Source organism: Muricoccus roseus (assembly GCF_900141905.1).
In the GTDB taxonomy this organism is placed as follows: Bacteria; Pseudomonadota; Alphaproteobacteria; order Acetobacterales; family Acetobacteraceae; genus Roseomonas; species Roseomonas rosea.
Map to the genome: position 1 here is coordinate 1 of NZ_FQZF01000002.1, position 25,547 is coordinate 25,547.

Genomic DNA, 25,547 nt, shown 5'->3' on the forward strand with positions numbered 1-25,547 from the left:
GCGACCGAGGACGTGGTCTGGCTGTTCCACCGCATGGGGGTGGAAACCGGGATCGACTGGAAGGGGCTGCTCGAGGCCGCGGACCTCGCGGCGGCCGTGCCGGGTGGCACGCCGGGCGGGCGGCTGCGCGGCGTGCCGGCGGTGCGGCAGGCGGCCTGATCCGGGGCTGATGGTCTGTCCCGGGGAGAGGAAGAAGGAATTCTTCCTCTCCCCGGACCCCTCACCTTCTTCTTTTTCTTCGAGTTGGAGTCATTCGGCTGACGGTGCGCCTCGGGTCATGGACCCGAGGCGACTGCAACGGCAGGAAACGCACCCTGCAACCCGAGACCCCTTCGATCCGGGGCATCCACGGCAGTCAAACGGGGTTCCAAGGGCCTCAGGCCCTTGGCGGGTTGAGGGCAGAGCCCTCACCGGCACCACCCAAGGCCCGGCACTCGCATATTTCTACACCGGAACGGCGTTACCGGGCTGCATCACCCACCCATCCGAATGTCCTTGCTGCTGCCGAACGGCTTGGGGGGATGGCCGAGCTGGGACAGCATGCCTCCCCTGATTCCGCGAGGATGCCCCGGCATGTCTTTCTTCCCCAGTTGGCCGCTCGCGCGCGGCCCTGTTGTGCCTCCGGACGAGCGCCTGCCCTGGGGCACCACGGGGGTGCTGGGCATCCAGCACCTCGTCGCCATGTCCGGCTCCACCATCCTCGGCCCGCTGCTGATGGGGTTCGATCCGAACCTGGCCATCCTGTTCTCCGGCATCGGCACGCTCATCTTCTTCCTGCTCGTGGGCGGGCGGGTGCCGAGCTATCTTGGTTCGTCCTTCTCCTTCATCGCCGTGGTCATCGCCGTCACCGGCTATGCCGGTACGGGGCCGAACCCGAATATCGGCCCGGCGCTGGGCGGCATCATCGCCTGCGGCGCGCTCTATGCGGCCATTGGCGTGCTGGTGATGTTCACTGGCTCCAACTGGATCGAGCGGCTGATGCCCCCGGCCGTGACTGGCGCGGTGGGCGCCGCCATCGGGCTCAACCTCGCCCCCGTGGCGGTGAAGGGGATCGAGGGCACGGGTCCGCATGTGATCGTCGCGCTGGCGACGCTGATCGCCACGGCCTGCATTGCCGTCTATGCGCCGCTCGCCATCCGCCGCATCTCGATCCTGGCCGGAATCGCCTGCGGCTACGTGCTCTACCTCGTCATGGGCAACATCCTCGGCCTGCTGCCGCCCATCTCCTTCGCGGAGCTCTCCACGGCCCCCTGGATCGGCATGCCCAGCTTCCGCAGCCCGACCTTCGAGGCCGGCGCGATGCTCCTGATCGCGCCGGTCGCCTTCATCCTGGTCGCGGAGAATCTCGGGCACATCAAGGCGATCGGCGCGATGACCGGCCGTAACCTTGACCCCTATATCGGCCGCGGCTTCCTCGGCGACGGCATCGCCACCATGGTCTCCGGCGCCGGCGGCGGCACGGGCGTGACCACCTATGTCGAGAACATGGGCGTGATGGCCGTCACGCGCGTCTATTCCACCCTCATCTTCGTGGTGGCGGCCCTGGCCGCGATCGCGCTCGGCTTCTCGCCCAAGTTCGGCGCCTTGCTCCGCACCATTCCCGGCCCGGTGCTGGGCGGGCTGGCGGTGGTGGTCTTCGGGCTGATCGCCGCGGCGATGATCCGGCTTTGGGTGGATAACCGGGTGGACTTTTCCGACCCCCGCAACCTGCTGACGGTAGGGGCCTCCCTCGTCCTCGGCGCGGGCAACTTCACCGTGGCGATCGGCGGCTTCTCCATCGCTGGCATCGGCACGGCCACCATCGCGGCCATCGGCCTCTACCAGCTCCTCGGCATCGGCCGGCGGGATCCGGTGGAGGTGGTGCATGGCCTCGGCGAGGGCGGCGGGGAACGTCCGCTGCACTGAGCGGGGTCTTCCGCCGGCCGGTCCCATCCCGGGGCCGGCCGGTTCCGCATGCAGCCCTCAGGATTCAGCCATCAGGCGGCGGTCGGGCCGGAGACCTTGTCGCGGTAGTTGCACCATTCCCGCGCGACGCAGCGCCAGCATTCCGGCCGGCGCGCCTTGCAGACATAGCGCCCGTGCAGGATCAGCCAGTGATGCGCGTCCCTCAGCAGCTCCGGCGGGCAGCGCTTCACCAGCGCGTCCTCCACCTCTCGCGGCGTGTCGCCGGGTGCAAGGCCTGTCCGGTTGCCCAGGCGGAAGATATGCGTGTCCACCGCCATGGTGTTCTCGCCGAAGGCCACGTTGAGCACGACATTGGCCGTCTTCCGGCCGACGCCGGGCAGAGCCTCCAGCGCCTCGCGGTCTCGCGGAACCTGGCCGCCATGCCGCTCCAGCAGCATCTGCGCGAGGGCGGCGACATTCTTCGCCTTGGCCTGCCAGAGCCCGATCCGCCGGATGTGCGGGGCGATGCCCTCCGCTCCCAGCGCGGCCATGGCCGCCGCATCCGGCGCCGCGGGGAACAGGGTTTCCGTCGCCTTGTTCACCGCCGCGTCCGTCGTCTGGGCGGAGAGCACGACGGCCACCAGCAGGGTGAAGGGGTTGCTGTAGTTCAGTTCGGGCTTCGGCTCCGGATTCGCCTCCGCCAGGGCCTGAATGAAGGAGGCGGCCTGGGCTGCCGACATGCGCCGGGCCCGCCGCGGCTCGCGCGCGGTGCCATGAAGGGCGGGGGGGGCTTTGCGGGGCAGGCGGCTCACGGCATCGTCCATAGCGCGGCTCCGCTTTTTCCGCGAAATCTCACCGCCCCGCCCTATCTTCCCCAGTGATGAGCACGGCGCCCGACACTCCCCTTTTCGAGGCCCTGACCACGCCGCACCAGTCCGGCAGCCAGGCCGGGCTGCGCATCATCGCCGGCCTGGTCACGGCGGGCTCGGCGGGGCTCACCGCGCTGTTCTGGTCGCTGGGGGCCTGGCCGGTGGCGGGGTTCATGGGCGGGGAGGTGGTGCTGGTGATCGGGCTGCTGCGGGCCCACCGTCGCTGGTCCGCCCGGATCGCGGAGCGCATCACCCTGGCTGGTGGCCGGGTTCACGTGGCCCGCACGGACCGCCGCGGCCGCCGGGAGAGCATCGACCTGGACGCCTATTGGGCCCGCATCGCCCTCACGCCCCGTCCGGGGCGGGTGAGTGAGCTCCGGCTGGCCGCGCGGGGCCGCTCGGTGGAGATCGGCCGGTTCCTGGCGGAAGAGGAGAAGGCGGACCTCGCCGAAGCCCTGGGCGAGGCGCTGCGTCGTTATCGGAACCCGATTTTCGATAATCCCCAGACCAGGGAGGCCTGACCTCTACTCCGCCGGGGCCAGGCTCTTGATCAGGTCGAAGACCCGCTTGCGCACCGCCGGCTCCGTGATGCGGTAATAGGCCCGCACCAGCTCCAGCGTCTCGCGCTTGTGAAGCGTGTCGTCCTCAAAGCCTTCCTGCGACTCGGCGAAGCCGGCGAGGCGCGAGCGGAAGCCGGAGGCGATCCCGCCCATGCTGTCCGGCATGTCGTCGAAGAAGAAGCCGATCGGCACGTCGAGCACGCGGGCGAGATCAAAAAGCCGGCTCGCACCGATTCGATTCACCCCGCGCTCGTATTTCTGGACCTGCTGGAAGGTGAGGCCGAGGGCCTCTCCCAGCTTCTCCTGGCTCATGCCCAGGAGAGTGCGACGCAGGCGCACGCGGCTACCCACATGCACATCGATGGGGCTGGGCCGGTGCTCGCCGGGGCTGGGCCGGGGCTCGCCGCGTTCGGTCCGCTCAAGCGCCTCCTCGCTCGACATTTGGCGCCACTCCTTCGTCTCGATAAGGCAGGGGAGCGGCGCACGTCCTGCACACCATGAGCACGTGGCAAACCACATGCATCACAGATCCCTGCAACGGTGTTGCTAACTTGGTGGTACGCTAACGTATTGTCAACTCTTTCGAAGATTCTAATTAAATGGACATAACAACTTCGTTAGGTTGTGACCGGGAAAGATTTACCCGCCCCTCATACCGCGCCGCGATGTGCCCGCCCATCCCCCAAGCAAGGCGAGTGCCGCGAGAACGGCGGGTATGACGGGCCCCAGCCGCGCGAAAGGCGTCGGCGACCCCGCGGCGGGGAGAGGGGACAGGGCGATTCCGGTCTCGCCCAGCGGCAGGCGGGCGATCTCCCGGCCCCGCGAATCGAAGCTGGCGGAAATGCCGGTCTGCGCGGCCCGCGCCAGTGGGAGGCCCTCCTCCACAGCCCGCAGCCGCGCCGCCGCCAGGTGCTGGTGCGGCCCGGCCGAGATGCCGAACCAGGCGTCGTTGGTGATGTTGAGCAGCCAGCCCGGCCGCTCCGCCCCCACCACCGCGCCGGGGAAGATCACCTCGTAGCAGATCAGCGGCCCTGCCGGAGGCAGGCCGGGCAGGGGCAGGGCCACCGGGCCGGGGCCTGCGCCGAAATCCACCCCACCCCGGATCACCCGGATCGGCAGCAGGCCGGAGAGCGGCATGTACTCGCCGAAGGGCACGAGATGCGCCTTGTCATAGACCGCCGCCACCTGCGCATCCGGCCCCATGGCGACCAGGCTGTTGAACAGCTTCGTCGGCCGGCGGTCCGGGCCCCATTCGGCGCGCACCGTCCCGGCCAGCAGCAGCCCGTCCAGCGGGAGGGCAGAGGCGGCGATCCGCCGCGCCTCCGGGTCATCAGCGAGCAGGAAGGGGCTGGCCGTCTCCGGCCAGATGACCACGGGGCGGGTCCCCGGCGCCTCCTGCGCCGCGGCCTCCACCCCCTGGCGGCTCAGCTCGAGGTAGCGGCGGAAGATCGGCCAGCGCTGTTCCTCCCGCCACTTGGCCTCCTGCGCGACATTGCCCTGGACGAGGATGAGGGTGACGGGCAGGGGGGCCGGCTCGGCCGGCCACAACCGCGCCACGCCGAGGCCTGCGAAGACGACGACCGCCGCGAGGCCGCCGGCCATGGCGCGCCGCCCGAGCAGCGGGGTGCAGGCCAGCAGCACCGTGACCAGGGAAAGCCCCTGCGCCCCGATCCAGGCCGCGCTCTGCACGGGAAGCGCCGCGAAGGCCCAGACGGAGCCCAGCAGGTTCCAGGGAAAGCCCGTGAAGGCCCAGCCGCGCACGAATTCGGCCAGCACCCAGCCGCCGGCCAGCACCAGCACCCGCGGCCAGCCCGGCCGCGCCTTCCAGGCCAGGACGGCGGGGATGACGTGATAGATGCCCATCCAGAGGGCAAGCAGCGGCACGGCCAGAGGCACCAGCCACCAGAGGCGCTCCGCCTCGGTCAGGATGGAATAGGTGATCCAGTAGAGGCCGACGACATGGTGGCCCCAGCCGAAGGCCCAGCCGAGCAGGGCCGCCCGTTTCCAACTGCCCGCACGGCCGAGCAGCACCAGCAGCCCGGGCAGGGCCACGAGCAGGAGCGGAATGGCGAAGAGGGGCGGCATGGCCAGGGCCGCCAGCCCCCCCAGGCCGAAGGCGGTGACGAGCGCGCGCCAGCCGGCGCGCGATTCCAGGTGCCGGATCAGGCGCTGCACGGGACCTCTTTCTACTCCGCGGCCTGGGAGGCGGCAGTCGCGCCGGCATGGCCGGGTCCGGGCAGCTCGACCGCCGGGGAGGCCGGCGCGGGGCGCCGCACTCGAACCCGCCGGATGCGCCGGGGATCGCTCTCCAGCACCCGGAACTCCAGCCCGGAGGAATGGGACACCAGCTCCCCCCGCGCCGGCACGCGGCCGGCCAGGGTGAAGACGAGGCCGCCCACCGTGTCGATGTCCTGGTGCCGTTCCTCGGTGGTCAGCACCTCGCCCATCCGCGCCTCGAAATCCTCGATCTTCATCCGGGCGTCCAGGTCCAGGCTGCCATCGGGGCGCTCGGTGAGCTGGGGCGCCGCCTCCTCGTCATGCTCGTCCGAGATGTCGCCGACGATCGTCTCCACCAAGTCCTCGATCGTCACCAGCCCGTCGATCCCGCCATACTCGTCCACGACCAGGGCCATGTGGGTGCGGCCCTCGCGCATCTGCAGCAGCAGGTCCAGCACCGGCACCTGGGGCACCACGAAGAGCAGGGGGCGCAGCACGGCTTCCAGCGAGAAGGGCTCCGCCTCCCGCCCCACCGCCGCGAAGACGTCCTTGATGTGCACCATGCCCCGGATGTCATCCAGGTTCTCCCGGTAGACGGGGAAGCGGCTGTGGCCCTCGCGCTGGATGAGCTGGATGGACTCCTGCAGGGTCAGGTCACAGGGCATGGCGATGATGTCGGCGCGGGGGATCATGACATCCACCGCGGTCTTGTTCCGGAGCTTCAGGACGTTGCCGAGGATGACGCGCTCATTGGCATCCAGCGCGTCCGCCTCCGGCTCCGCGCCCTCCTCGCCCTCGCCCTCGACCAGCGCCTCCACCTGGTCGCGGACGCTTTCGGCCTCGCGCCGGCGCAGCAGGCCCTGGAATTTCCAGAGAAGGCTGTTGCGGTCTTGTCCGTGGCGCTCGCTCACGCGACCCCCCTCCAGGGATTGGGCAGGGCGAGCCGGCGCATGATCCGGGCCTCCGCCCGCTCCATCCGCCGCGCCTCGCCGGCGCGCAGATGGTCATGGCCGAGCAGGTGCAGCACCCCATGGGCCACGAGATGCGAGAGATGCGCCATCACGCTTCGGCCAGCGGCCCGCGCCTCGCGCCGGACCACGCCCAGCGCCACCGCCACGTCGCCGGGCAGGCCGGGATGGAGCGGCGGGAAGGAGAGGACGTTGGTGGGCTTCACCTTGCCGCGGTGGTCGCCGTTCAGGCGCTTCACCTGGAGGTCCCCGGTCAGCAGCACCGTGACGGCCCCGCCGGTCTCGGCTTCGGCGAAGGCGGCGGCCGCGGCGCGGCGCACGACCTCCTCCACCCGTGGCACGGCGGACCGCCAGGCCGGGTCCTCCAGCACCACTTCGATGTCGCATTCCCACCCGTCGAAATCGCCGGGTGGTTCATGGTTCAGCCCGGCGGCCCCGCCGCCGGTGCTGCGATGTGAAGGCCCGGTGAGGTGATCACCGGGCGGGCGACTGCCCACCTCTTGCCTACTCCCTGATCTTCCCGCGCATGGGGCGCCCATCGGACTGGCCCCCGGCCGCGGCTTCCGCCCGGCCATAAGCCTGGACGATCCGCCCGACCAGGGGATGCCTTACCACATCCGCCTCGGCGAAGCGCGTGATCCCGATCCCGTCCACCCCATCGAGGATGGAGAGCGCCTCCACCAGGCCGGATTTCTGCCCGGGGGGCAGGTCCACCTGGGTGGGGTCGCCCGTGATCACCATCCGCGCGCCCTCGCCCATGCGGGTGAGGAACATCTTCATCTGGGCGGGCGTGGTGTTCTGCGCCTCGTCCAGGATGGCGTAGGAATGGGCCAGGGTGCGGCCGCGCATGAAGGCCAGCGGCGCGATCTCGATCTCGCCGGAGACGATGCGGCGGGCCACCTGGTCGGCCGGCATCATGTCGTGCAGCGCGTCGTAGAGCGGGCGGAGATAGGGATCGACCTTCTCCTTCATGTCGCCGGGCAGGAAGCCCAGGCGCTCGCCGGCCTCCACCGCGGGGCGGGAGAGGATGATCCGGTCCACCCGGCCCGCCATCAGCAGGGCCACGCCCTGGGCGACCGCGAGATAGGTCTTGCCCGTGCCCGCCGGGCCGACGCCGAAGACCATTTCCTGCTGCTGCAGCATGTCCATGTAGGACGCCTGCGTGCGGCTGCGGGGCGCGATCGCTCCCTTGCGGGTGCGGATGGCCGGCATGTCGGCCAGCGGCAGGCGCGGGTCCTCCGCCGGGCCGTCGGCCATGCGCAGCGCGGCTTCAACCTCCGCCATGCCTGTCGCGTCTCCTCTCTCCAGCCGTTGCCACAGCGCGCGCAGCACCGATTCGGCCAGGCCGGTTGCCTCGGCGCCGCCGCTGATCGTCGCGCGGTTCCCGCGCGAGCTGATCCGAACCCCCAATCGCTGCTCGATCCGCGACAGGTGCCGGTCGTGCTCCCCATAGAGCATCGGCAACAGGGCGTTGTCGTCGAAGCTCAGGGTCACACTTCGCTGGGCATCCGGCTGGAAGCCGGAACGCACCACCGAACGGGGATCGGGCCGGAGGGCGATACCTCCGGCGGGGGCGGCGATCTGGGTCAAGCGGCGGCGGACTCCTCATGCGCCATGGTTGCGGAGAGAGAATTGGGGAGCGCGGCCCGCAATTGCATCGAGACCACGGCGCCCACCGGGGCTGCGCCGGTCGCATGGACCGGCTGGAGCCACGGGCTGCGGCCCGCCACCTGCCCGGGATGCCGCCCCGTGCCGGTGACGAGCACATCCACCACGCGCCCCACGCAGGCGCGGTTGAAGTCGTCCTGCTGCCTCCGCAGCACGGCCTGGAGGGCCTGGAGGCGGACATCCTTCTCCGCCTCGGCCACCGGCCCGGGCTGGGAGGCGGCCGGCGTGCCGGGCCGGGCCGAATACTTGAAGGAATAGGCGCCGGCGAAGCCGATCCGCTCGACCAGCCGCATGGTCGCCTCGAAATCCGCCGAGGTCTCGCCCGGATGGCCCACGATGAAGTCGGAGGTGAGGGCGAGGTCGGGCCGGGCCTCCCGCAGCCGGTCGGCGAGGCGGATGTACAGCTCCGCCTTGTGCCCCCGGTTCATCGCCGCCAGCACCTTGTCCGAGCCGCTCTGCACCGGAAGGTGCAGGTAGGGCATGAGGGAGGGGATCTCCCCATGGGCCGAGATGAGGTCGTCATCCATGTCGCGCGGGTGGCTCGTCGTGTAGCGCAGACGGGCAACGCCGGGGATCTCGGCCAGTTCCCGCAGCAGCCGCGCCAGGCGCCATGTGTGGCCGTCCGGTGACGCGCCGGCCCAGGCATTCACGTTCTGGCCGAGCAGCGCGATTTCCCGCGCGCCGTTGGCGGCGAGCTGCCGCGCCTCCGCGAGGATGGCTGCGGCCGGGCGGGAGAACTCGGCACCGCGCGTATAGGGCACCACGCAGAAGGAGCAGAACTTGTCGCAGCCCTCCTGGATGGTCAGGAAGGCGACCGGCCCCTGCGGGGCGCGGGCCTCGGGCAGGTGGTCGAACTTGTCCTCCGCGGGGAAGTCCGTCTCGATCACGGCGCCGGCCGCGCGGCTGGCGCGGGCCACCATCTCCGGCAGGCGGTGATAGGTCTGCGGGCCGAGCACGATGTCCACCCAGGGCGCACGGGCCGTGATCTCGGCGCCCTCGGCCTGGGCGACGCAGCCGGCCACGGCGATCACGGTCTGCCGCCCCTCGGCGGCGCGGGCCTTCTTCGTCTCGCGCAGGCGGCCGAGGTCGGAGAAGACCTTCTCGCTCGCCTTTTCCCGGATGTGGCAGGTGTTGAGGATGACCATGTCGGCCTCCTCCGCGCTCTCGGTCGGCGCATAGCCCAGCGGAGCGAGGATGTCGGCCATCCGCCCGCTGTCATAGACATTCATCTGGCAGCCCCAGGTGCGGATCAGGAGCTTGCGCGCGGGCTTGGGTGCGACCCCTTCGGCGGGGGCCGGACCGGCCGGATAGGGGCCGGTGGAGCTGCTCATGCGGAGAAAGACCCTCTCGTTCCGGGGCCCCGCCGCCTTCTGCGGGGGGACACGGGCGGGGGGGATGTGCGGCGCGGGGCCTTCGAGGTCAAGAAAAGCCCGGCCGCGGGAGGGGCGGCGCATCCATGAGGGGAGCGTCGCGGAGGCAGGCGATTCCCGTCAAGCCGCGCGTCATGCCGGCAGCGCGGCCTGGCCCGGGATCAGCACAGGCAGGGGCTTGGGCTCCCGGTTCTGGCGCAGGGTCGCGGCGCCCTCGGCCACCGTCGCCTCCGCGGCCGCCGAGAGGGCCTTGCGGTTGGGAATGGCGGTGGGCGCCACCGGATCATGCAGGAGGATGGTGGCGCGCAGCCCGGCATGGCGGCACAGGCGCCAGGCATGGGGCCCGATCGACATGTCGCCGTACCAGGCGAAGATCGGCCGGTCCCGCCGGCAGGCCGGCAGGCCGCCCAGGCGGTCATAGGCGACCGAGACGGGCTGGATCACCTCCGCCGCATCGGCCACCGCCAGGAAGGAGGAGCGGAAGGGCAGGACCCGCGTGCCGTCGGAGCTGGTGCCCTCGGGGAAGAGGATGAGGCTGTCGCCCGTGGCCAGGCGGTCCCGCATCTCCTTGGCCTCGTTGCCCGTGCGCCCCCGCGAGCGGGAGACGAAGACGGTGCGGCCGAGCTTCGCGACCGTGCCGATCAGCGGCCACTGGCCGACCTCCGCCTTCGAGACGAAGGCCGCTTCCAGCGTCCCGCCCAGCACCATGATGTCGAGCCAGGAGGAGTGGTTGGCGAGGTAGAGGGTGCGGGGTGCCGGCCGGCGGTTGCCCACCACCCGGATCCGCATGCCGATGATGAAGCACATCACCCGCCAGTAGATCCGGGCGAAGGCGATCTTTCCCCGGCCGGGGAGCAGCAGCAGCACCGCCTGGACCGGAATGGCGAAGAGGGTCCAGAGGCTGGCGAAGAACAGGCGCCGCACCGCCCGGAAGCGGCCCCCGAAGGGGCGGTCCCCCATGACGTCGAACGCGCGCCCGCCGGGCACGACGCGGCGGAAGCGCAACGGCTTGCGCCGGCGCAGGCGGCTCGGAGGGGCCAGGGCCTCGGCGGGGTCGCGGATGGCGGCGTCCATGGGCCGGGGTTAGCCCGGCAACGAAGACTCGTCCATGGCGCGGTGGTGACACCGGCGTGACGCCCCCTCGACCCCCGGGGCCGGGCGGTCCTAGTCTCCCGCCATCCAAAGGGACCGGTGACATGACCCAGCGACGCGACCTCCTCGGCCTGGCCCTGGCTTCGGGGGCCGCCTGGGCGGCGCCCGGATGGCTGGCGGGCGCGCGGGCGCAGAGGCCGGGCGGGACGCTCCGCATCGGCATGGCCGCGCCGAACACCACGCTGGACCCGCATCTGCTGAGCAACACGCCCAACAACGCCGTGTCCGGCCATATCTTCGACAGCCTGATCGTCAATGACGAACGGTCCCGCTCCACCCCGGGGCTGGCGGAATCCTGGACGCGCCGCGACGACACGCATTGGGTGTTCCGCCTGCGGGATACACGCTTCCACGACGGCACGCCCTTCACGGCGGAGGACGCGATCGTCTCCCTCCAGCGCGCGACGGACCTGCCGAGCGCGGCCTCCTTCCGCACCTATACGCGCAGCATCAAGTCCATGTCCGCACCCGAGCCGCTGACCCTGGTGGTGGAGACGCGCGCGCCGGACCCGCTGCTGCTGAACTCGCTCAGCCGGGTGCGGATCATCAGCGCCAAGTTCAAGGACACGCCGAGCGCGGAGTACAATGCCGGCCGCGCCGCCATCGGCACAGGGCCCTACAAGCTGCAGGAATACATCCCCGGCAACCGCGTGGTGCTGGCCCGGAACGACGCCTGGTGGGGGCCGCGCACGCCTTGGGACACGGTGGTGCTGCGGGCCGTCACCGATGACGCGGCGCGGCTGGCCGGGCTGCTGGCGGGCGACCTCGACATCGTGGAGGCGGTGATCCAGGGCGGGGACCGGGTGAGGGCCGATGCGCGCTTCCACCTCATCCGCGGCGTCTCGTCCCGCTTCGTCTATCTGGGCACGGACCAGGTGAACGATGTCTCGCCCTTCATCACGGGGAATGACGGTCGCCCGCTGGACCGCAATCCGCTGAAGGACCTGCGCGTGCGCCAGGCGCTCTCCCTCGCGATCAACCGGCAGGCCATGGTCGAGCGGGTGATGGAGGGCGATGCGCTCATCGCCTCGCAGTTCCTGCCCAAGGGCAGCCCCGGCACCTCACCGAACCTCGAGCCGCCGCCCTTCGACCCGAACCGGGCCCGCGCCCTGCTGGCCGAGGCCGGCTACCCCCGCGGCTTTCGGCTGACCGTGCATGGGCCGAACGACCGCTACATCAACGACGCGAAGATCGTGCAGGCCGTGGCGCAGATGTTCACCCGGGTCGGCGTCGAGACGAAGGCGGAGGTGATGCCCTGGTCCACCTATGCCGGGAAGAACAGCCAGCGCACGGAGCATTCGGTGTTCCTGGGCGCCTGGGGCGTGAACACGGGCGAGACCTCGAACCCCATGTCGGCCCTCGTCGCCACCCGCGACGCGCAGGCGGGGCTGGGCGTCAGCAATGGCGGGCGCTACGCCAACCCCGAGGTGGACCGGCGCCTGAAGGAGGCGCTGCGGACCATGGAAGACGATGCGCGCAACACCCTGCTGGGCGAGGCGAGCGAGATCCTGTTCCGGGACGTGGCGCTGATTCCGCTGCATCACGAGGTCTCGGTCTGGGCGGCTCGCCGTGGCGTGAACTATGTGGCGCGGGCCGACCAGGCGACGCTGGCGGTCGGCGTGAAGCAGGAGGACTGAGACCTTGCCCGACACCCCCGTTCCCGCCCCGGGCGTGGAAGCGAAGCTGCGCGCCACCTATGATGTCGGCAAGACCGCGATCTATTCCGCCAAGGTCGATCCGCGTTTCCAGTACTGCCTCTACGTGCCGCCCCAGATTGGGCCGGAGACGGAGCTGGTGGTCTGCGTTCACGGCACGTCCCGCACCTCCTTTCTCGATTTCCGGGACGGCTTCGCCGAGTTCGGGCGCTGGAACGACTGCGTGATCCTCTGCCCGATCTTTCCCATCGGGCCGCTCGGGGATGGGGCGCGCAGCGGCTACAAGTACATGCAGGAAGGCGACATCCGGTACGACCGGGTGCTGCTGGGCATGGTGGAGGAGGTGGCGGCGAAATATGGCCGCGCCTGGGAGAGGTTCGCCCTGTTCGGCTTCTCCGGCGGCGGGCACTTCACGCACCGCTTCGCCATCCTCCATCCGCGCAGGCTCTGGGCGGCCTGCATCGGCGCCTCCGGCTCCGTCACCCTGCTCGACACGAAGCGCGACTGGTGGGTGGGCATCCGGAACCTGGAGGAGGTCTTCGGCATCGCCTTCGACCGCGAGGGGCTGGCCGAGGTACCGGTGCAGATGCTGGTGGGCGATGCCGATCTCGAGACCTGGGAGATCACCCACCGGCCCGGCGGTACCTACTGGATGGAGGGCGCGAACGATGCCGGTAGCACGCGGCCGGAGCGGCTGCGGGCCCTGCAGAAGTCCTTCGAGGAGGCGGGCGTGACGGTGCGCTTCGACCTGGTGCCGGGCGTGGCGCATAGCCGCATGCAGGTGATCGACCGGGTGCAGGACTTCCTGGCCTGCCTGCTGAAGAAGAAGCGCGCCTGACATGCCCGGAATGATCGTGGCCCCGCAGCCGGAGGCGGTGGAGGCCGGTGCGCGCGTGCTGGAGCGCGGCGGCAACGCGGTGGATGCCGCCATCGCCTGCGGGCTGGTGCAGGGGGTGGTGGACCCGCAGATGGTCGGCATCGGCGGCTTCGGCTCCATGCAGGTCTTCATGCCGAAGCGTGGCGTGCACAAGGTGCTGGAGTTCTTCTCCCGCGCGCCGCTCGCCGCGACGCCGGACATGTGGGCGGACAAGCTCCTGGGCCAGTCGCGCGACGGCTTCGCCTTCCTGCTGGAAGGCGGGATCAGCGAGGCGGGGCATCTGGCCGTCTGTACGCCCGGCAACGTGGCGGGCTATGCCGAGGCGCTGAGCCGCTGGGGCACGATGGAGTGGCGGGACGTGTTCCAGCCGGCCATCGCCCAGGCCCGCCAGGGCTGGATGGTGCGGCCGCATGTGCACTGGTTCTGGAGCCAGGACCAGTCCGCCAGCGGACAGGTGAACACCATCGACAAGCTGCGGATGACCGCGACCGGGCGCCGCGTCTATTTCCGCGAGGATGGCAGCCTCAAGCGGCTGGGCGATATCATCCACAACCCCGACATGGCGCGCGGCCTGGAGCGGCTGGCCGAAGCGGGGCCGGAGCTGTTTTACACCGGCGAGATGGCCGAGGAGATCGCGGCCGACTTCAAGGCCCATGGCGGGCTGATCGGGATGGAGGACCTGCGGAGCTACAAGCCCAGCCTCGCCGATCCGATCTGGGGCGAGTACCGGGGCCATCGCATCGCCACCAACCCGCCGCCGAGCAGCGGCTTCGCCATGCTCCAGGTGCTGCACATCCTCGAGCATTTCGACATGGGGTCGCTCCTCCATGGCGGGGTGGAGCATGTCCGCATCCTGGCCGAGGCCATGAAGCGCATGACCATCGACAAGGACCGCAACATGTCCGACCCGGCCTTCGTGCCGGTGCCGACGGAACAGCTCCTCTCCCGCGACTACACGGCGGGCGTGGCGGACGGCATTCGCCGCGGCGAGAGGCTGCGCGTGACGCGGCTGGAGCGGAAGACCGAGCGCGACACCACCCATGTCTCCGTGGTGGACGGGGAGGGGAACTGCGTGACGATGACGCATACCCTCGGCAGCCCCTCCGGCGCGATCACCGAGGGGCTGGGCTTCATGTACAACGGCTCCATGAGCCGCTTCGACCCGCGCCCGGGCCATGCCGGCTCCATCGCCCCGGGCAAGCGCCGCGCCTCCTCCTCCGCGCCCACCATCGTCTTCCAGGGCGACGCGCCCCGGATCGTCATCGGCGCGCCGGGTGGCAGCTACATCGCGCCGGCTGTCGCGCAGGGCATCAGCAACGTGCTGGATTTCGGCATGTCCATGTCCGATGCCGTGGCGGCCCCGCGTGTCGTGGCGGTGTCGGATTCCATCGACGTATCCAACCGCATCCGCCGGGACGTGACGGATGCGCTGGCGGGCATGGGCTATGACATCAAGCGGAGCTGGATGAGCTACGCCTTCGCCGCCCTGCACGGCATCCAGGTGAAGGGCGAGGAGCTGGAGGGCGGGGCCGACCCCCAGCGGGACGGCATGGCGCTCCGGGTGGGCTGAAGGGAAGAGGGGCGGGCGGGCTACTCGCCCGTCCCGCCCAGCTTCCGCTCATAGTGCTTGTAGTACTTGGCAGTCACCTGGTCGGTCTTCACGACCACGCAGACATCGGTGGTGTTGAACTGCCGGTCCACTACGGCGCCATCGCCCACATAGCCGCCGAGGCGGAGATAGCCCTTCACCAGCGGTGGCAGGTCGGCCAGCACGCGCTTCGCATCCATGGCCGCCGGATCCATCCGGTTCATCGGTACATAGAGATCCGGCAGGGCGCGGGGCCGCAGCTCCGGCGGTGCCAGATGGCTGGTGTAGAGATAGGTCAGCGGCTCGGCGAGCAACTCTGGATCGGTGCCTGGCAGGGAGGCGCAGCCGAACATCACCGCGATCCGGTGCTGGAACACATAGGCCGCAATACCCTGCCAAAGCAGCTGCAGCGTGCCGCGGGTGCGGTAGCCCTCATCCACGCAGGACCGCCCCAACTCCAGCAACCCGCCATCCAGCCTGAGCAGTGGGGTCAGGTCGTATTCGGAGGCCGAGTAGAACCCTCCCACCCGATCCGCCGCGGGGCGGCGAATCAGCCGGTATGTGCCGACCACGGCCTTCGCGCCCTCGCCCCTGTCATGGTCGAGGACGAGCAGATGGTCCGCGACGGGGTCATAGGCATCGGCATCGCGCCGCGCGGCGGCGGTGGCGGCATCGGGATGCGCGCCCATCTCCTCATAGAAGACGCGCCAGCGGAGTGCCTGGGCCGCATCCACTTCCGCCGCGCTTTCCGCGATCCGGACGCCGAGGCTACCGCTGCGAATTTCCGCGAAGCCGGGAGGCAGCTCGATCATCCGCCGTCCTTCTTCGTGGCCGTCCCGGGCCGGCGCTTCGCCTCCGGCGCAGGGGCTGGGGCGGGGGCCTTCTTCCCGAACAGCTCCAGCCGCTGCTGCACCAGGGTGAAGCCATAGCGGGCCGCGATCGACTGGACGAGGCGCTCATGCTCCTCATCCTCGAACTCGATCACCGTGCCGGTGTCGACATCGATCAGGTGATGGTGGTGGCCGCGATCGGCCGGGTCGTAGCGGGAGCGGCCGCCCCCGAAGTCGCGCCGCTCGAGGATGCCCTTCTCCTCCAGCAGCCGGACCGTGCGGTAGACGGTGGCGATGGAGACCTTGCTGTCGAGCGCGATGGCGCGCCGGTACAGCTCCTCTACGTCCGGATGGTCCTCCGCCTCGGAGAGGACGCGGGCGATCAGGCGGCGTTGCCCGGTCATCTTCAGGCCCCGCTCGATGCAGAGCCGCTCGATCCGGGTGGGGTCGGCCCCTTGTGGGCCCTTGCCCTGCGGCGCCTTGGCGTGTGTGTGAGTGGCGTGGTCCATGATGATCCCGTTCGGGCGCAGACTACCCCGCCCCAGCCTTGGCGCCAAACGGCCCCGCGCGGGACCGCCCTTCTGCCGGCTCCACCGGGCTTGGCCGGGACCCGGCCCGGAGGCCGCCGTCCCGCGCCGTGCCCGGCGGCGATCAGTCCTTCGCGCCCCGCCCGCGCCGCGTGGGCCGCGGCCGGGTGCCGAGGCCGATCTTCTTCGCGAGCGAGGAGCGATGCTCCGCATAGGCCGGCGCGACCATCGGGTAGTCCGGCGGCAGTCCCCAGCGCTCCCGATACTGCTCCGGCGTCATGTTATAGGCGGTCTTGAGGTGGCGCTTCAGCATCTTCAGCTTCTTGCCGTCCTCGAGGCACACCAGATACTCGGGCGTGATGCTCTTCTTCACCGCCACGGCCGGCTCCGGCCGGGTGGGCGGAACCACCTCGGCGGGGCGGCCCAGCCCGGCCAGGGTCCGGTGCACATTCTCGATCAGCGCTGCCAGCTCGCCGGGCGGCACGGGGTTGTTCGAGACATGGGCGGCCACGATCTGTGCCGTCAGGCCCAGCACATTGCCCTCGGTACTCTCCCGCACCGTTGTTGTGCTATCCGCCATTCCGAACCCCCTCGATCCGTGCAGATGCCCGCAGATTCCACTGCATGGAAGACATTCGCATGAATCGTGCACTTGTTGCGACGCGATTCGCAGCTGATCTACAGCATCTGCCCTATCAATAACAGCGAAGATTGAAAGGCCACCCGGATGCACAAAGAAATCGCCGTTCCGGGAAATCCCGGTATGCCGGGCGAGACTTGCAGCCTGGATATCACCCGCGACACCTGCCCGATGACCTTCGTGCGCACGCGCCTCGCCCTCGACCGCATGGCGCCGGGCGAGGTCCTGCTCGTCAGCCTCCGGGGGGAGGAGCCCCGCAGCAACGTCCCGCGCACGGCCGCCGAGCAGGGACACGTCGTGCTCGGCACCAGGGATGAGGCGGACGGAACCACCCGCCTCTGGATCCGAAAGGGCGGCTAGAAAGGAAGTATTACGCCGGCCGGTGAAGTAACGTGTCTTCTCCCTGGCGGATCGCCAGCACCAGCGCGTCGCTCCCATCCGCATAGTAGCGGCGCCGGCGGCCGATCTCCGTCGCGGATGCGCGGGCGTAAAGCGCCCGGGCGGGGGCATTCGCCTCCGACACCTCCAGGAACAGGGTTTCCGCCCCTCGCCGGGCCGATTCCGCCAGCGCGGCGGCCAGAAGCCGTCCGCCGAGGCCCTGCCGGCGCTGCGAAGGGTCCACGGCCAGGGTCAGCACCTCCGCCTCCCCCGCCACCGCGCGGGCCAGAATGAAGCCACCGCACCCCCCTCCGGCCACGTCCGCCGCCAGGCCGAAGGCGCCTTCCATGGCCAGCATCGCCCGAATCGCCACCGCGCCCCAGCGTTCGGCCGGCGGAAAGGCTCGTCCGTGGAGCGCCGCGAGGGCCTCGATCTCGTCGGGCCGCACGGGGCGGATGGTGGCCGCGCTCACGCCCCGGCCGGGTCCCGCAGCGCCAGTGGCTCGGCATAGAGCGGCGCCGCCGTGCGGGGGGGCTCCCCGGCGGCCAGCTTTCGCGCGGCCGCGGCCGCGACCGCCCCCCCCTGGGGCAGCCGCGCGTCGGAGAGGAGCACATCCGCCCCGCGCGCCCGCAACCGGGCGGCCGCCGGCGCCGCGGCATCCCCCACCAGCACCACCGGGCCCGTGGGTGCGGGAAGGGAGGTCTCCTCCAGCATCACCGGCACGGATCCCGGCCGCTCGAGCACCAGCCCGCCCCGGCCAGCGGTAGTGACGGACCATACCTCCCGTCCGGCCGCCTGGCCGGGGGGCAGGGCCGCGGTGAAGGCCTCGCCGGTGGTCACCCCGACCAGCGGCACGCCCCAGCCATCCGCCAGGCCGCGGCCCAGGGCGATTGCGGCGCGCAGCCCGGTGAAACCGCCCGGCCCCACCGTCACGGCTACGGCGTCCGGAGCGCCGGCCAAGTCCCGAAGCACCGAATCCACCAGGGCGGGCAGCGCGGCGGGCTGGCCCCGCGCGCCATCCTGCCGGGCCTCCGCGCGCACGGCCCCTTCCTCCCAGAGGGCGGCCGAGGCGCGTGCCAGCGCCGCATCCAGTCCGAGCAGCCGCATCGGATTTCCTTCCACCCGGCCGAACCCCGCGGCCCGCCCCGCTTCAACCCCGAATTGCCCCCGCCACCCGGAGGCGACTAGTCTCTGCCGCAGTGCAGCAAATGAGAGGCAGCATGCCGCGACGGATCACCGACCGGATCGACGACCTGTTGGACATGGTGCTGACCCTCAAGCGCGAACTGGCAGAGAGCGGCCATCGCGTCGAGGGTATGTCCCCCAATTTCGTCGAGCACATCCTGGCCAACCCCGATGCGCTGGGCCAGCAGCCTCTCAGCCAGCCCTATGAGGAGATCGCGCCCGGCCTCACCATTGGCTTCCGCAAGGGGGCCAAGCCGGACCTGCATCTCCGGCCCGGCGCCGACGGCACGCTGGACATCGCCCTGCAGCAGCGCACCAGCAGCGGCTGGGTCACGCTCGAGATGGACTGGGACTACGCGACCTTCCGCGAGAAGCGCCGCGCGTCCCTTCTCCTTCGCGGCAGCTCGCCCGATCGCCTGCCCCTCACCACCGTGCTTCGCCGCACGGGGCCGGAGGGCGGCAGCGTCGATATCCCGGGCCGGCCGATCGAGCTGACCGCGGAGCCCGCCTTCCATGTGGTCGAGTTCAACGACCCCGGCGACGAGCCCCAGGGGGCGCAGGCCTGCCGGGTCATCGTCTTCTGCCCCGTCCATCCCTTCGCCATGTCGCTCTCGGAGCTCAGCCTTCGGTAAGCGGGCGGGCTCAACGCTTCCGCGCGAAGAAGTTCCGCAGCAGCGCCCCGGCCTCGGTCTCGCGCACGCCGCCCACCACCTCCGGCGCATGATGGCAGGATGGGGCGGCGAAAATCCGCGCCCCATGCTCCACCCCGCCGCCCTTCGGGTCATAGGCCCCGAAGACCACCCGCCGCAGCCGGAAGAAGGAGGCGGCCTGGGCGCACATGGGGCAGGGCTCCAGCGTGACCCACAGGGTGCAGTCGGGCAGCCATTTCTCGCCGCGCGCGGCGGCGGCGGCGCGGAGGGCCAGGATTTCCGCATGGGCGGAGGGATCCCGGCGCGCCTCCACCTCGTTCCCGGCGCAGGAGAGAACCCGGCCGGCGGCATCCGTCACCACCGCCCCCACCGGCACCTCGTCCCTGGCCGCCGCCGCACGCGCCTCCTCCAGCGCGAGCGCCATTGGGGCCCCCTCCGCCCTCATCCCATCACCGCCATGCCCATCCGCCGCTTGTGGCCGCGCCCATGCAGGCTCTACCAACCGATTCATGACCGCACGACCCCTCATCGGCCTGACGCTCGACGCGGAGCAGCCCGGTGGCTACTCCAAGCTCCCCTGGTACGCCCTGCGCCAGAACTACTTCGACGCCATCACGGCCGCCGGGGGGCTTCCCATCGCCCTCCCGCATGATGCCGCCCTGGCCGATGACTACCTCGACCGGCTGGACGGCCTCCTCGTCACCGGCGGCGCCTTCGACGTGGACCCGACCCTCTACGGCGGCGGGCCGCGCCACGAGACGGTGGTGCTGAAGGAGGGGCGAACGGCCTTCGAGATCGCCATCCTCCGGGGCGCGCTGCGCCGCGACATTCCGGTTCTCGGCATCTGCGGAGGCGAGCAGCTGCTGGCCGTGGCGCTGGGCGGCACCCTGATCCAGCACATCCCGGACAGCGTGCCGGACGCCCTGGCGCATGAGCAGCCCAACCCGCGGACCGAGCCCGGCCATGAGGTCGCGCTCACCCCCGGCACCCTTCTCTCCCGCATCGTCGGCGCGCCCGCCATGGCCGTGAACTCCGCCCATCACCAGGCGGTGGACCGCCCGGGCGAGGGCGCCATCGTCAATGCCCGCGCGCCGGATGGCGTCGTGGAGGGGCTGGAGCATCCGGGCTACCGCTTCTGCCTCGGGGTGCAGTGGCACCCGGAATACACGGTCGATCCGCGCGATCAGGCCATTCTCGACGCCTTCGTCGAGGCCGCCCGCCAGACGGGCCAGGGCCGGGCCGCCGCCGCATGAGCGAGGACGACACCCAGAACCCCGAGCGCGGCGAGCGCATCGCCAAGTGGCTGGCCCGCGCCGGCGTGGCCAGCCGCCGGGACGCCGAGGCGCTGATCGCCGACCGCCTCGTGACCCTGAACGGCAAGACGGTGGAAACCCCCGCCACCTTCGTCGCCGAGGGCGATGCCGTGCTGGTCCGCGGCCAGAAGGTGGGGACCGCCGAACCCACCCGCCTGTTCCGCTATCACAAGCCGGACGGGCTGGTGACCACGCACAAGGACCCGCAGGGCCGCCCGACCGTCTTCGAGAAGCTGCCGGCTGGCCTGCCCCGCCTCGTCTCCGTCGGCCGGCTGGATCTGACCAGCGAAGGTCTTCTCCTCCTCACGAATGACGGGGCCCTGGCCCGGCGCCTGGAGCTTCCCAGCAATGGCTGGCTGCGCCGCTACCGCGTGCGCGTGCATGGCCGGGTGAACGAGGGGGCGCTGGCCTGGCTGGCGCGCGGCATCACGGTGGATGGCGTGAAATACGGCCCCATCCAGGCCGGGCTGGACAGCCGCCAGGGCACGAATGCCTGGCTGACGGTCTCCCTGCAGGAGGGGAAGAACCGGGAGATCCGCCGCGTGATGCAGCATCTGGAACTGCATGTGACGCGCCTGATCCGCGTCGCCTACGGTCCCTTCCAGCTCGGCACCCTGCCGCCGGGCGCGGTGGAGGAGGTGAACGCCCGGACCATGCGCGAGCAGCTCGGCATCCGTTCCGCCGCGCCGCGGATCCAGCGCGGCACCGAGCGGACTGAGCTGCCCCCGGAGCCCGAGGCGCCGCCCCGGGCACGCGCCCCGCGCGCGCGCCGCGCCGGCGACCCGCACCGGACGCCCTGGGGGGCGAAGCCGCGCACCGAATGACGGTGGCGCCGAGCGGCCAGTGCCGGCCATGAGGATCGTCGCCGGCCGCTGGCGCGGCCGCACCCTCCAGGCGCCACCCGGCGCCACCACGCGCCCCACGGCGGACCGCGTGCGCCAGGCTCTGTTCGATTCCCTTTGGCACGCCCCCTGGGGCGGCCGCGCCGTGATGGAGGGCGCGCATGTCCTCGACGCCTTCGCGGGGACCGGAGGCCTCGGGCTCGAAGCCCTTTCCCGCGGGGCCGCCCAGGCGACCTTCATGGAACAGGACCGCGCCGCCCTGGCCGCCCTCCGCGCCAATATCGCGGCACTCAGGGCCGAGGCGCTGACGCGCGTCATCCCCGGGAACGTCCTTCGCCCGCCGCGTGCCCCGGCACCCTGCGCCCTCCTCTTCCTCGACCCCCCCTATGCGAAGGACCTCGGGCCGCAGGCCCTGGGAGCGCTGAAGGCGGCGGGATGGGTGGCGCCCGGCGCCCTGGCCTGCCTGGAACTGGGCCGTGAGGAGCCGGCCCCTTCGCTGCCGGATTGGGAAGGCCTCGCCGAACGAGAGATGGGAGCCGCGCGCGTTCTGGTGCTTCGCGCGCTGGGATGATGCCGGCCGGATGTCTGCTCTTGGGCTGACGGTATGTCCCGGGGAGAGGAAGAAGGAATTCTTCCTCTCCCCCGACCCCTCTCCATCATCTTCTTCTTCGAGTTTGGATTCGCTCGGCTGACGGTGCGCCTCGGGGCCACGACCCGAGGCGACTGCAAAGGCAGGAAACGGCGCCCGCCAACCCGAGACCCCGCCGATCAACGGTATCCACGGCAGTCAGACGGGGTTCCAAGGGCCTCAGGCCCTTGGCGGGCGAGGGCGGAGCCCTCAAAGCCGATCAGCCTGCTTTCAGCAGCGCCCGCGCCTCGGCCGCATCCGCCGCAATCGCGGCCTTCAGCTCATCCAGCCCGTTGAACACCGCGTCCTCCCGCAGGAAGCGCACCAGCCGCACCCCGATCTCCTGGTCGTAGAGGTCGCCCTGCCAGTCGAAGAGATGCGTCTCCAGCCGCGTCTCCGGATCCCCGCCCAGGGTCGGCCGTCGCCCGACATTCGCCACTCCCGGCACAACGCTCCCGTCCGGCAGCACGGCCCGCACGGCGTAAACCCCGCGCGCGGGCTCCAGGTGACGCCCCAGCCAGATATTGGCGGTGGGCCAGCCCAGCTCCCGCCCGAGCCGGTCGCCGTGGAACACCGTGCCGCGCACCTCCCAATCCCGCCCCAGCAGGGCGGCGGCGCGCTCGGGATACCCGTCCTGCAGCGCGCGGCGGACCCGGGTGCTGCTCACCGGCCCCGCCGCGTCCGCCACGGGCGGCACCACGGAAAGCCCGATGCCGCGCCGCTCCGCCCAGCGCCCGAGGAAGGTCACGTCGCCCCCGCGCCGGTGCCCGAAGGCGAAATCCGCCCCGCAGGCCAGGTGTCGCGCCCCCAGGCCCTCCAGCAGCACGCGGTCGAGGAACTCCTCTGCCTCCATCGCCGCCAGCGCCTGGTCGAAGGGCACGGCGTGCACATGGGCGCAGCCCGCATCGGCCAGGGCGGCCGCCTTGGCGGGCAGCAGGGTCAGTCGGAAGGGCGGGTCCTGCGGGCGGAAATGTTCGCGGGGATGGGGTTCGAAGGTCAGGGCGGCCAGCTGGAGGTCCGGCCGGGCGCCATGCGCGGCGGCCAGCACGGCCCGGTGCCCCCGATGCACGCCATCGAGGTTGCCGAGCGCGACCGTCCCGCCCCGCGCGACCGCCGGGAGGGCGTGCCAGTCGGTCCAGACATGACAAGCCATGGCCGGCCGCGTCAGGCCTGCGCCACGCGCTCGATCCAGCGCGTCACCTCGGGCGGACGATAGGCGGCGAGCATGTCCAGCGCCTGGGCCGGGTTCTCGGCCGTGAGGGAGAGGAGCCGGTGTTCCGCGCGGACGAAGCCGGCGGTCACCATGCCGTCCATCATGGCGTTCAGCGTGGACCAGTAGCCCTTCACGTCCAGGAAGACCGTGCCCTTCCGGTGCAGGCCGAGCTGGGACCAGGTCAGGACCTCGAAAGCCTCCTCCAGCGTGCCGAAGCCGCCGGGCAGCACCACGAAGCCGTCCGACAGCTTCGCCATCAGCGCCTTCCGCTCATGCATGGAGGAGACGACATGGAGCCGGGTGACGGAGCCATGGCCCAGCTCCCGCTGCATCAGGTGCTCGGGGATCACCCCGTCCACCTCGGCGCCGGCCTCCAGCGCGGCATCTGCCACCACGCCCATCAGCCCCACCTTGCCGCCGCCATAGACCAGGCCCAGGCCCCGCTCCGCGATCGCATGGCCCAGCGAACGGGCCCCGGCGGCGAAGGCAGGGTCGGTGCCGGAATTCGCGCCGCAGAAGACGCAGACCTTCTTCATCTCGATGCTCATGCGGTGAATGTGGCACCGCAGCAGGCCTCTATCCAGCCGGGGGGGCTGACGGAGTCGGGATCATGACGACCGCCTCCCCCTCGAGGACCAGCACCCCGGCGGCGCTGCAGGTGGTGCGCAGCGTCGCCCGGCGCCGTTCGGCGTCCAGCGCGATCACCTCCGCCTCCGCCGCTACCGTCTGCCCGATCCGCACCGGCGCCCGGAACCGCAGGCTCTGGGAGACATAGACGGCGCCCGGCCCCGGCAGCTTCGTGCCCAGCAGCCCGGAGATGAGGGAGGCGGTCAGCATCCCGTGCGCGACCCTTTCTCCGAAGAAGGAGGCGGCGGCGGCCTCGGCATCCAGATGCACCGGGTTGTTGTCCCCCGAGACGGCGGAGAAGAGGAGGATATCCGCCTCCGTGATCGTCTTCGCGAAGCGGGCCGACTGCCCCAGCGACAGATCCTCGAAGCGCATGCCGTCCATGTGGCTCTCCCGATTCCCGGGGCGGAGCATGGACAAGTCCCGACCCCGGCGCGAGAACCCCCGCATCACGGAAAAGGACCGTCGCCCCATGCCCCAGACCCGGATCGGCACCAGCGAAGCCCTGCTGGAGGAGCTGCGCGGCTGGGTGCTGCATGAGACGCCTACCACCGACCCCCAGGCGGTGAACGGGCTGATGGACAAGGTGGAGGCCGAGCTGCGCGCGGCCGGCGCCGAGGTGACCCGCATCCCCGGCCGCGATGGCTATGGCGACAACCTCATCGCCCGCACCCCCGCCAACCCCGCCACCGGCAACCGCCCGCCCGTGGTCATCGCCGGCCATCTCGACACGGTGTGGGACAACGGGACGCTGGCCAGCTCCATGCCCTGGAAGGTGGAGGGCGAGAAGGCCTTCGGCCCCGGCATCTACGACATGAAGGCGGGCTCCTTCCTCGCCTTCCACGCGCTGCGCGAAATCCTGCGCCAGGGCGTGCAGACCCGCAGCCCGATCACCCTTCTGCTCACGCCCGACGAGGAGGTGGGCAGCCCGACCTCCCGGGAGTTCATCGAGCAGGAGGCGCGCGGCGCCAGCGCCGTGCTGATCCCCGAGCCCGCGGGCAATCCGGGCGGCGCCTGCGTCACCGCGCGCAAGGGCGTCGGGCGCTTCGTGGTGGACATCCAGGGCGTCTCGGCCCATGCCGGCGGCAACTGGTCCGAGGGGCGCAGCGCCGTGGTGGCGCTGGCGCGGCTGATCGAGAAGGTCCACGCCATGGTGGACCTGGCGGGCGGCACCACCACCAACGTCGCCCCGGTCTGGGGCGGCACGCGCCCCAATGTCATTCCCCCCGAGGCGGGCTGCGAGATCGACCTGCGCGTGGCGACGATGGCCGATGGCGAGCGGATGGAGAAGGAGATCCTGGCCCTGGCCGGCTCCGAGGATGGCATCACCATCACGGTCACCGGCGGGATGAACCGGCCCTCCTTCGCCGAGAACCCGGATATCCTGAACCTGTACGAGCGGGCACGGACCCTGGCGCGCGAGGCGGGCTACGAACTGCCGAAGCAGCATCGCGGCGGCGGCTCGGACGGCAACTTCACGGCCGCCATGGGCATCCCCACCCTGGACGGGCTGGGCTGCACCGGGGCCGGCGCCCATGCGCCGAACGAGCACATCCTGTGGCGCGACCTGGCGCCGCGGGGGCAGGTGATCGTCGGGCTGCTCGAGACGCTCTGACCGGGGCGGAGTGGTCACACTCTCTGCCAGGGCATCCCGGAAAGGGCTCCGCCCTCTCCGGACCTCACCCGCCAAGGGCCTGAGGCCCTTGGAACCCCGTCTGACTGCCGTGGATACCCCGGATCAGTGGGATCTTTGGTTCAGGGGATTGATACTGCCTTTGCAATCGCCTCGGGTCGATGACCCGAGGCGCACCGTCAGCCGAATGACTCCAACTCGAAGAAAAAGAAGAAGGTGAGGGGTCCGGGGAGAGGAAGAATTCCTTCTTCCTCTCCCCGGGACAGACCGACA

General features: G+C 71.1%; 28 protein-coding genes. 11 read left to right on the top strand and 17 right to left on the bottom strand.

The features are described 5' to 3' along the window. Nucleotides 1-573 precede the first annotated feature (573 nt). A complete protein-coding gene (locus tag BUB97_RS00010) occupies nucleotides 574-1,905 on the top strand; it encodes a solute carrier family 23 protein (RefSeq protein ID WP_073129911.1) in 1,332 nt (443 codons plus the stop codon). 71 nt (nucleotides 1,906-1,976) lie between these two features. On the opposite strand, the gene nth is transcribed toward BUB97_RS00010, so the two are convergent. Continuing rightward, nucleotides 1,977-2,624, bottom strand: coding sequence for an endonuclease III (nth, locus tag BUB97_RS00015; protein WP_086061806.1), 648 nt, complete (start codon nucleotides 2,622-2,624; stop codon nucleotides 1,977-1,979). Between the two features lie 140 nt (nucleotides 2,625-2,764). On the opposite strand from nth, the gene BUB97_RS00020 reads away from it, so the two are divergent. Then, entirely contained in the window at nucleotides 2,765-3,274 is a 510-nt protein-coding gene (locus BUB97_RS00020) for a DUF2244 domain-containing protein (protein ID WP_073129914.1), read from the top strand. A gap of 3 nt (nucleotides 3,275-3,277) precedes the next feature. On the opposite strand, the gene BUB97_RS00025 is transcribed toward BUB97_RS00020, so the two are convergent. The 7 genes from BUB97_RS00025 to BUB97_RS00055 all read right to left on the bottom strand — a co-directional run bounded on the left by BUB97_RS00025 (nucleotide 3,278) and on the right by BUB97_RS00055 (nucleotide 10,610). Next, nucleotides 3,278-3,754: a helix-turn-helix domain-containing protein gene (locus tag BUB97_RS00025; protein WP_073129916.1), complete on the bottom strand. Its 477-nt coding sequence runs from the start codon at nucleotides 3,752-3,754 to the stop codon at nucleotides 3,278-3,280. Between the two features lie 198 nt (nucleotides 3,755-3,952). Continuing rightward, nucleotides 3,953-5,488, bottom strand: a complete 1,536-nt coding sequence (lnt, locus tag BUB97_RS00030) for an apolipoprotein N-acyltransferase (RefSeq protein ID WP_073129920.1) — start codon at nucleotides 5,486-5,488, stop codon at nucleotides 3,953-3,955. Nucleotides 5,489-5,499: 11 nt separating this feature from the next. After that, nucleotides 5,500-6,441, bottom strand: a complete 942-nt coding sequence (locus BUB97_RS00035; protein ID WP_245818097.1) for a hemolysin family protein — start codon at nucleotides 6,439-6,441, stop codon at nucleotides 5,500-5,502. Continuing rightward, on the bottom strand, nucleotides 6,438-6,995 hold the full coding sequence (ybeY, locus tag BUB97_RS00040; RefSeq protein WP_338141766.1) for an rRNA maturation RNase YbeY: 558 nt from the start codon (nucleotides 6,993-6,995) through the stop codon (nucleotides 6,438-6,440). The genes BUB97_RS00035 and ybeY overlap by 4 nt, the downstream gene beginning before the upstream one ends. 7 nt (nucleotides 6,996-7,002) lie before the next feature. Beyond that, nucleotides 7,003-7,956: a PhoH family protein gene (locus BUB97_RS00045; protein ID WP_408906122.1), complete on the bottom strand. Its 954-nt coding sequence runs from the start codon at nucleotides 7,954-7,956 to the stop codon at nucleotides 7,003-7,005. A gap of 128 nt (nucleotides 7,957-8,084) precedes the next feature. Beyond that, nucleotides 8,085-9,497: a tRNA (N6-isopentenyl adenosine(37)-C2)-methylthiotransferase MiaB gene (gene miaB / locus BUB97_RS00050; RefSeq protein ID WP_073129925.1), complete on the bottom strand. Its 1,413-nt coding sequence runs from the start codon at nucleotides 9,495-9,497 to the stop codon at nucleotides 8,085-8,087. Nucleotides 9,498-9,668: 171 nt separating this feature from the next. After that, nucleotides 9,669-10,610, bottom strand: a complete 942-nt coding sequence (locus tag BUB97_RS00055) for a lysophospholipid acyltransferase family protein (RefSeq protein ID WP_073129928.1) — start codon at nucleotides 10,608-10,610, stop codon at nucleotides 9,669-9,671. A gap of 122 nt (nucleotides 10,611-10,732) precedes the next feature. Between BUB97_RS00055 and BUB97_RS00060 the strand changes: the two genes are divergently transcribed. From BUB97_RS00060 to ggt, 3 genes are read left to right on the top strand one after another with little or no spacing between them, the layout of a single operon-like run. Beyond that, entirely contained in the window at nucleotides 10,733-12,325 is a 1,593-nt protein-coding gene (locus tag BUB97_RS00060) for an ABC transporter substrate-binding protein (protein ID WP_073129931.1), read from the top strand. 4 nt (nucleotides 12,326-12,329) lie between these two features. After that, nucleotides 12,330-13,181: an alpha/beta hydrolase gene (locus BUB97_RS00065; protein ID WP_245818099.1), complete on the top strand. Its 852-nt coding sequence runs from the start codon at nucleotides 12,330-12,332 to the stop codon at nucleotides 13,179-13,181. A 1-nt stretch (nucleotide 13,182) separates the two neighbouring features. Continuing rightward, on the top strand, nucleotides 13,183-14,790 hold the full coding sequence (ggt, locus tag BUB97_RS00070; RefSeq protein ID WP_073129934.1) for a gamma-glutamyltransferase: 1,608 nt from the start codon (nucleotides 13,183-13,185) through the stop codon (nucleotides 14,788-14,790). A gap of 20 nt (nucleotides 14,791-14,810) precedes the next feature. Here the strand turns inward: ggt and BUB97_RS00075 are convergent, their stop codons facing one another. The 3 genes from BUB97_RS00075 to BUB97_RS00085 all read right to left on the bottom strand — a co-directional run bounded on the left by BUB97_RS00075 (nucleotide 14,811) and on the right by BUB97_RS00085 (nucleotide 16,745). Then, complete coding sequence (locus tag BUB97_RS00075; protein ID WP_073129938.1) at nucleotides 14,811-15,620, bottom strand: GNAT family N-acetyltransferase; 810 nt, start codon at nucleotides 15,618-15,620, stop codon at nucleotides 14,811-14,813. After that, nucleotides 15,617-16,042: a Fur family transcriptional regulator gene (locus BUB97_RS00080; RefSeq protein ID WP_408906123.1), complete on the bottom strand. Its 426-nt coding sequence runs from the start codon at nucleotides 16,040-16,042 to the stop codon at nucleotides 15,617-15,619. The genes BUB97_RS00075 and BUB97_RS00080 overlap by 4 nt, the downstream gene beginning before the upstream one ends. Before the next feature lie 247 nt (nucleotides 16,043-16,289). Beyond that, the gene (locus BUB97_RS00085) at nucleotides 16,290-16,745 is read right to left on the bottom strand and encodes a Ros/MucR family transcriptional regulator (protein ID WP_073129943.1); all 456 of its coding nucleotides are present in this window, start codon (nucleotides 16,743-16,745) and stop codon (nucleotides 16,290-16,292) included. A 183-nt stretch (nucleotides 16,746-16,928) separates the two neighbouring features. On the opposite strand from BUB97_RS00085, the gene BUB97_RS00090 reads away from it, so the two are divergent. Further along, on the top strand, nucleotides 16,929-17,165 hold the full coding sequence (locus tag BUB97_RS00090; RefSeq protein ID WP_073129946.1) for a sulfurtransferase TusA family protein: 237 nt from the start codon (nucleotides 16,929-16,931) through the stop codon (nucleotides 17,163-17,165). A gap of 10 nt (nucleotides 17,166-17,175) precedes the next feature. On the opposite strand, the gene BUB97_RS00095 is transcribed toward BUB97_RS00090, so the two are convergent. Then, nucleotides 17,176-17,655 carry a GNAT family N-acetyltransferase gene (locus BUB97_RS00095; RefSeq protein WP_073129950.1) on the bottom strand — a complete coding sequence of 160 codons (480 nt, stop codon included), beginning with the start codon at nucleotides 17,653-17,655 and terminating at the stop codon, nucleotides 17,176-17,178. Further along, nucleotides 17,652-18,290 (bottom strand): tRNA (adenosine(37)-N6)-threonylcarbamoyltransferase complex dimerization subunit type 1 TsaB, encoded by a 639-nt coding sequence (gene tsaB, locus BUB97_RS00100; RefSeq protein WP_073129953.1) that lies wholly within the window; start codon nucleotides 18,288-18,290, stop codon nucleotides 17,652-17,654. The genes BUB97_RS00095 and tsaB overlap by 4 nt, the downstream gene beginning before the upstream one ends. Nucleotides 18,291-18,403: 113 nt before the next feature. Here tsaB and BUB97_RS00105 point away from each other — a divergent pair, with 113 nt between their 5' ends. Beyond that, the gene (locus BUB97_RS00105; RefSeq protein ID WP_073129956.1) at nucleotides 18,404-19,000 is read left to right on the top strand and encodes a hypothetical protein; all 597 of its coding nucleotides are present in this window, start codon (nucleotides 18,404-18,406) and stop codon (nucleotides 18,998-19,000) included. A gap of 10 nt (nucleotides 19,001-19,010) precedes the next feature. Here BUB97_RS00105 and BUB97_RS00110 read toward each other — a convergent pair whose 3' ends face one another. Then, nucleotides 19,011-19,442 carry a nucleoside deaminase gene (locus BUB97_RS00110; RefSeq protein WP_073129959.1) on the bottom strand — a complete coding sequence of 144 codons (432 nt, stop codon included), beginning with the start codon at nucleotides 19,440-19,442 and terminating at the stop codon, nucleotides 19,011-19,013. Nucleotides 19,443-19,527: 85 nt separating this feature from the next. Between BUB97_RS00110 and BUB97_RS00115 the strand changes: the two genes are divergently transcribed. The 3 genes from BUB97_RS00115 to rsmD are packed head-to-tail and all read left to right on the top strand — an operon-like array spanning nucleotide 19,528 to nucleotide 21,744. Next, nucleotides 19,528-20,271: a gamma-glutamyl-gamma-aminobutyrate hydrolase family protein gene (locus BUB97_RS00115; protein ID WP_073129962.1), complete on the top strand. Its 744-nt coding sequence runs from the start codon at nucleotides 19,528-19,530 to the stop codon at nucleotides 20,269-20,271. Continuing rightward, nucleotides 20,268-21,155 (top strand): pseudouridine synthase, encoded by an 888-nt coding sequence (locus tag BUB97_RS00120; protein ID WP_073129965.1) that lies wholly within the window; start codon nucleotides 20,268-20,270, stop codon nucleotides 21,153-21,155. The genes BUB97_RS00115 and BUB97_RS00120 overlap by 4 nt, the downstream gene beginning before the upstream one ends. 19 nt (nucleotides 21,156-21,174) lie before the next feature. Continuing rightward, a complete protein-coding gene (gene rsmD, locus BUB97_RS00125; RefSeq protein WP_277614013.1) occupies nucleotides 21,175-21,744 on the top strand; it encodes a 16S rRNA (guanine(966)-N(2))-methyltransferase RsmD in 570 nt (189 codons plus the stop codon). Nucleotides 21,745-22,021: 277 nt separating this feature from the next. Here rsmD and BUB97_RS00130 read toward each other — a convergent pair whose 3' ends face one another. The 3 genes from BUB97_RS00130 to BUB97_RS00140 are packed head-to-tail and all read right to left on the bottom strand — an operon-like array spanning nucleotide 22,022 to nucleotide 24,025. Then, nucleotides 22,022-22,954 carry a bifunctional riboflavin kinase/FAD synthetase gene (locus BUB97_RS00130; RefSeq protein ID WP_073129970.1) on the bottom strand — a complete coding sequence of 311 codons (933 nt, stop codon included), beginning with the start codon at nucleotides 22,952-22,954 and terminating at the stop codon, nucleotides 22,022-22,024. Nucleotides 22,955-22,965: 11 nt separating this feature from the next. Continuing rightward, entirely contained in the window at nucleotides 22,966-23,562 is a 597-nt protein-coding gene (locus tag BUB97_RS00135) for an LOG family protein (protein ID WP_245818101.1), read from the bottom strand. A gap of 28 nt (nucleotides 23,563-23,590) precedes the next feature. After that, nucleotides 23,591-24,025 carry a MaoC family dehydratase gene (locus BUB97_RS00140; protein WP_073129973.1) on the bottom strand — a complete coding sequence of 145 codons (435 nt, stop codon included), beginning with the start codon at nucleotides 24,023-24,025 and terminating at the stop codon, nucleotides 23,591-23,593. 88 nt (nucleotides 24,026-24,113) lie between these two features. On the opposite strand from BUB97_RS00140, the gene BUB97_RS00145 reads away from it, so the two are divergent. After that, the gene (locus tag BUB97_RS00145) at nucleotides 24,114-25,256 is read left to right on the top strand and encodes a M20 family metallopeptidase (protein WP_073129976.1); all 1,143 of its coding nucleotides are present in this window, start codon (nucleotides 24,114-24,116) and stop codon (nucleotides 25,254-25,256) included. The last annotated feature ends 291 nt before the right edge of the window (nucleotides 25,257-25,547 follow it).

Bases quoted from the DNA above. Each gene is read 5' to 3' on its own strand.
- nth (WP_086061806.1), bottom strand. From the start codon at position 2,624: ATGTCGGCAGCCCAGGCCGCCTCCTTCATTCAGGCCCTGGCGGAGGCG.
- BUB97_RS00080 (WP_408906123.1), bottom strand. From the start codon at position 16,042: ATGACCGGGCAACGCCGCCTGATCGCCCGCGTCCTCTCCGAGGCGGAG.
- BUB97_RS00105 (WP_073129956.1), top strand. From the start codon at position 18,404: ATGCCGCGACGGATCACCGACCGGATCGACGACCTGTTGGACATGGTG.
- BUB97_RS00055 (WP_073129928.1), bottom strand. From the start codon at position 10,610: ATGGACGCCGCCATCCGCGACCCCGCCGAGGCCCTGGCCCCTCCGAGC.
- ggt (WP_073129934.1), top strand. From the start codon at position 13,183: ATGCCCGGAATGATCGTGGCCCCGCAGCCGGAGGCGGTGGAGGCCGGT.
- BUB97_RS00010 (WP_073129911.1), top strand. From the start codon at position 574: ATGTCTTTCTTCCCCAGTTGGCCGCTCGCGCGCGGCCCTGTTGTGCCT.
- BUB97_RS00025 (WP_073129916.1), bottom strand. From the start codon at position 3,754: ATGTCGAGCGAGGAGGCGCTTGAGCGGACCGAACGCGGCGAGCCCCGG.
- BUB97_RS00120 (WP_073129965.1), top strand. From the start codon at position 20,268: ATGAGCGAGGACGACACCCAGAACCCCGAGCGCGGCGAGCGCATCGCC.
- BUB97_RS00060 (WP_073129931.1), top strand. From the start codon at position 10,733: ATGACCCAGCGACGCGACCTCCTCGGCCTGGCCCTGGCTTCGGGGGCC.
- BUB97_RS00130 (WP_073129970.1), bottom strand. From the start codon at position 22,954: ATGGCTTGTCATGTCTGGACCGACTGGCACGCCCTCCCGGCGGTCGCG.
- BUB97_RS00020 (WP_073129914.1), top strand. From the start codon at position 2,765: ATGAGCACGGCGCCCGACACTCCCCTTTTCGAGGCCCTGACCACGCCG.
- BUB97_RS00090 (WP_073129946.1), top strand. From the start codon at position 16,929: ATGCCGGGCGAGACTTGCAGCCTGGATATCACCCGCGACACCTGCCCG.
- BUB97_RS00045 (WP_408906122.1), bottom strand. From the start codon at position 7,956: ATGCTCTATGGGGAGCACGACCGGCACCTGTCGCGGATCGAGCAGCGA.
- BUB97_RS00110 (WP_073129959.1), bottom strand. From the start codon at position 19,442: ATGGCGCTCGCGCTGGAGGAGGCGCGTGCGGCGGCGGCCAGGGACGAG.
- BUB97_RS00085 (WP_073129943.1), bottom strand. From the start codon at position 16,745: ATGGCGGATAGCACAACAACGGTGCGGGAGAGTACCGAGGGCAATGTG.
- tsaB (WP_073129953.1), bottom strand. From the start codon at position 18,290: ATGCGGCTGCTCGGACTGGATGCGGCGCTGGCACGCGCCTCGGCCGCC.
- BUB97_RS00135 (WP_245818101.1), bottom strand. From the start codon at position 23,562: ATGAGCATCGAGATGAAGAAGGTCTGCGTCTTCTGCGGCGCGAATTCC.
- BUB97_RS00140 (WP_073129973.1), bottom strand. From the start codon at position 24,025: ATGGACGGCATGCGCTTCGAGGATCTGTCGCTGGGGCAGTCGGCCCGC.
- BUB97_RS00115 (WP_073129962.1), top strand. From the start codon at position 19,528: ATGACCGCACGACCCCTCATCGGCCTGACGCTCGACGCGGAGCAGCCC.
- BUB97_RS00075 (WP_073129938.1), bottom strand. From the start codon at position 15,620: ATGATCGAGCTGCCTCCCGGCTTCGCGGAAATTCGCAGCGGTAGCCTC.
- miaB (WP_073129925.1), bottom strand. From the start codon at position 9,497: ATGAGCAGCTCCACCGGCCCCTATCCGGCCGGTCCGGCCCCCGCCGAA.
- BUB97_RS00145 (WP_073129976.1), top strand. From the start codon at position 24,114: ATGCCCCAGACCCGGATCGGCACCAGCGAAGCCCTGCTGGAGGAGCTG.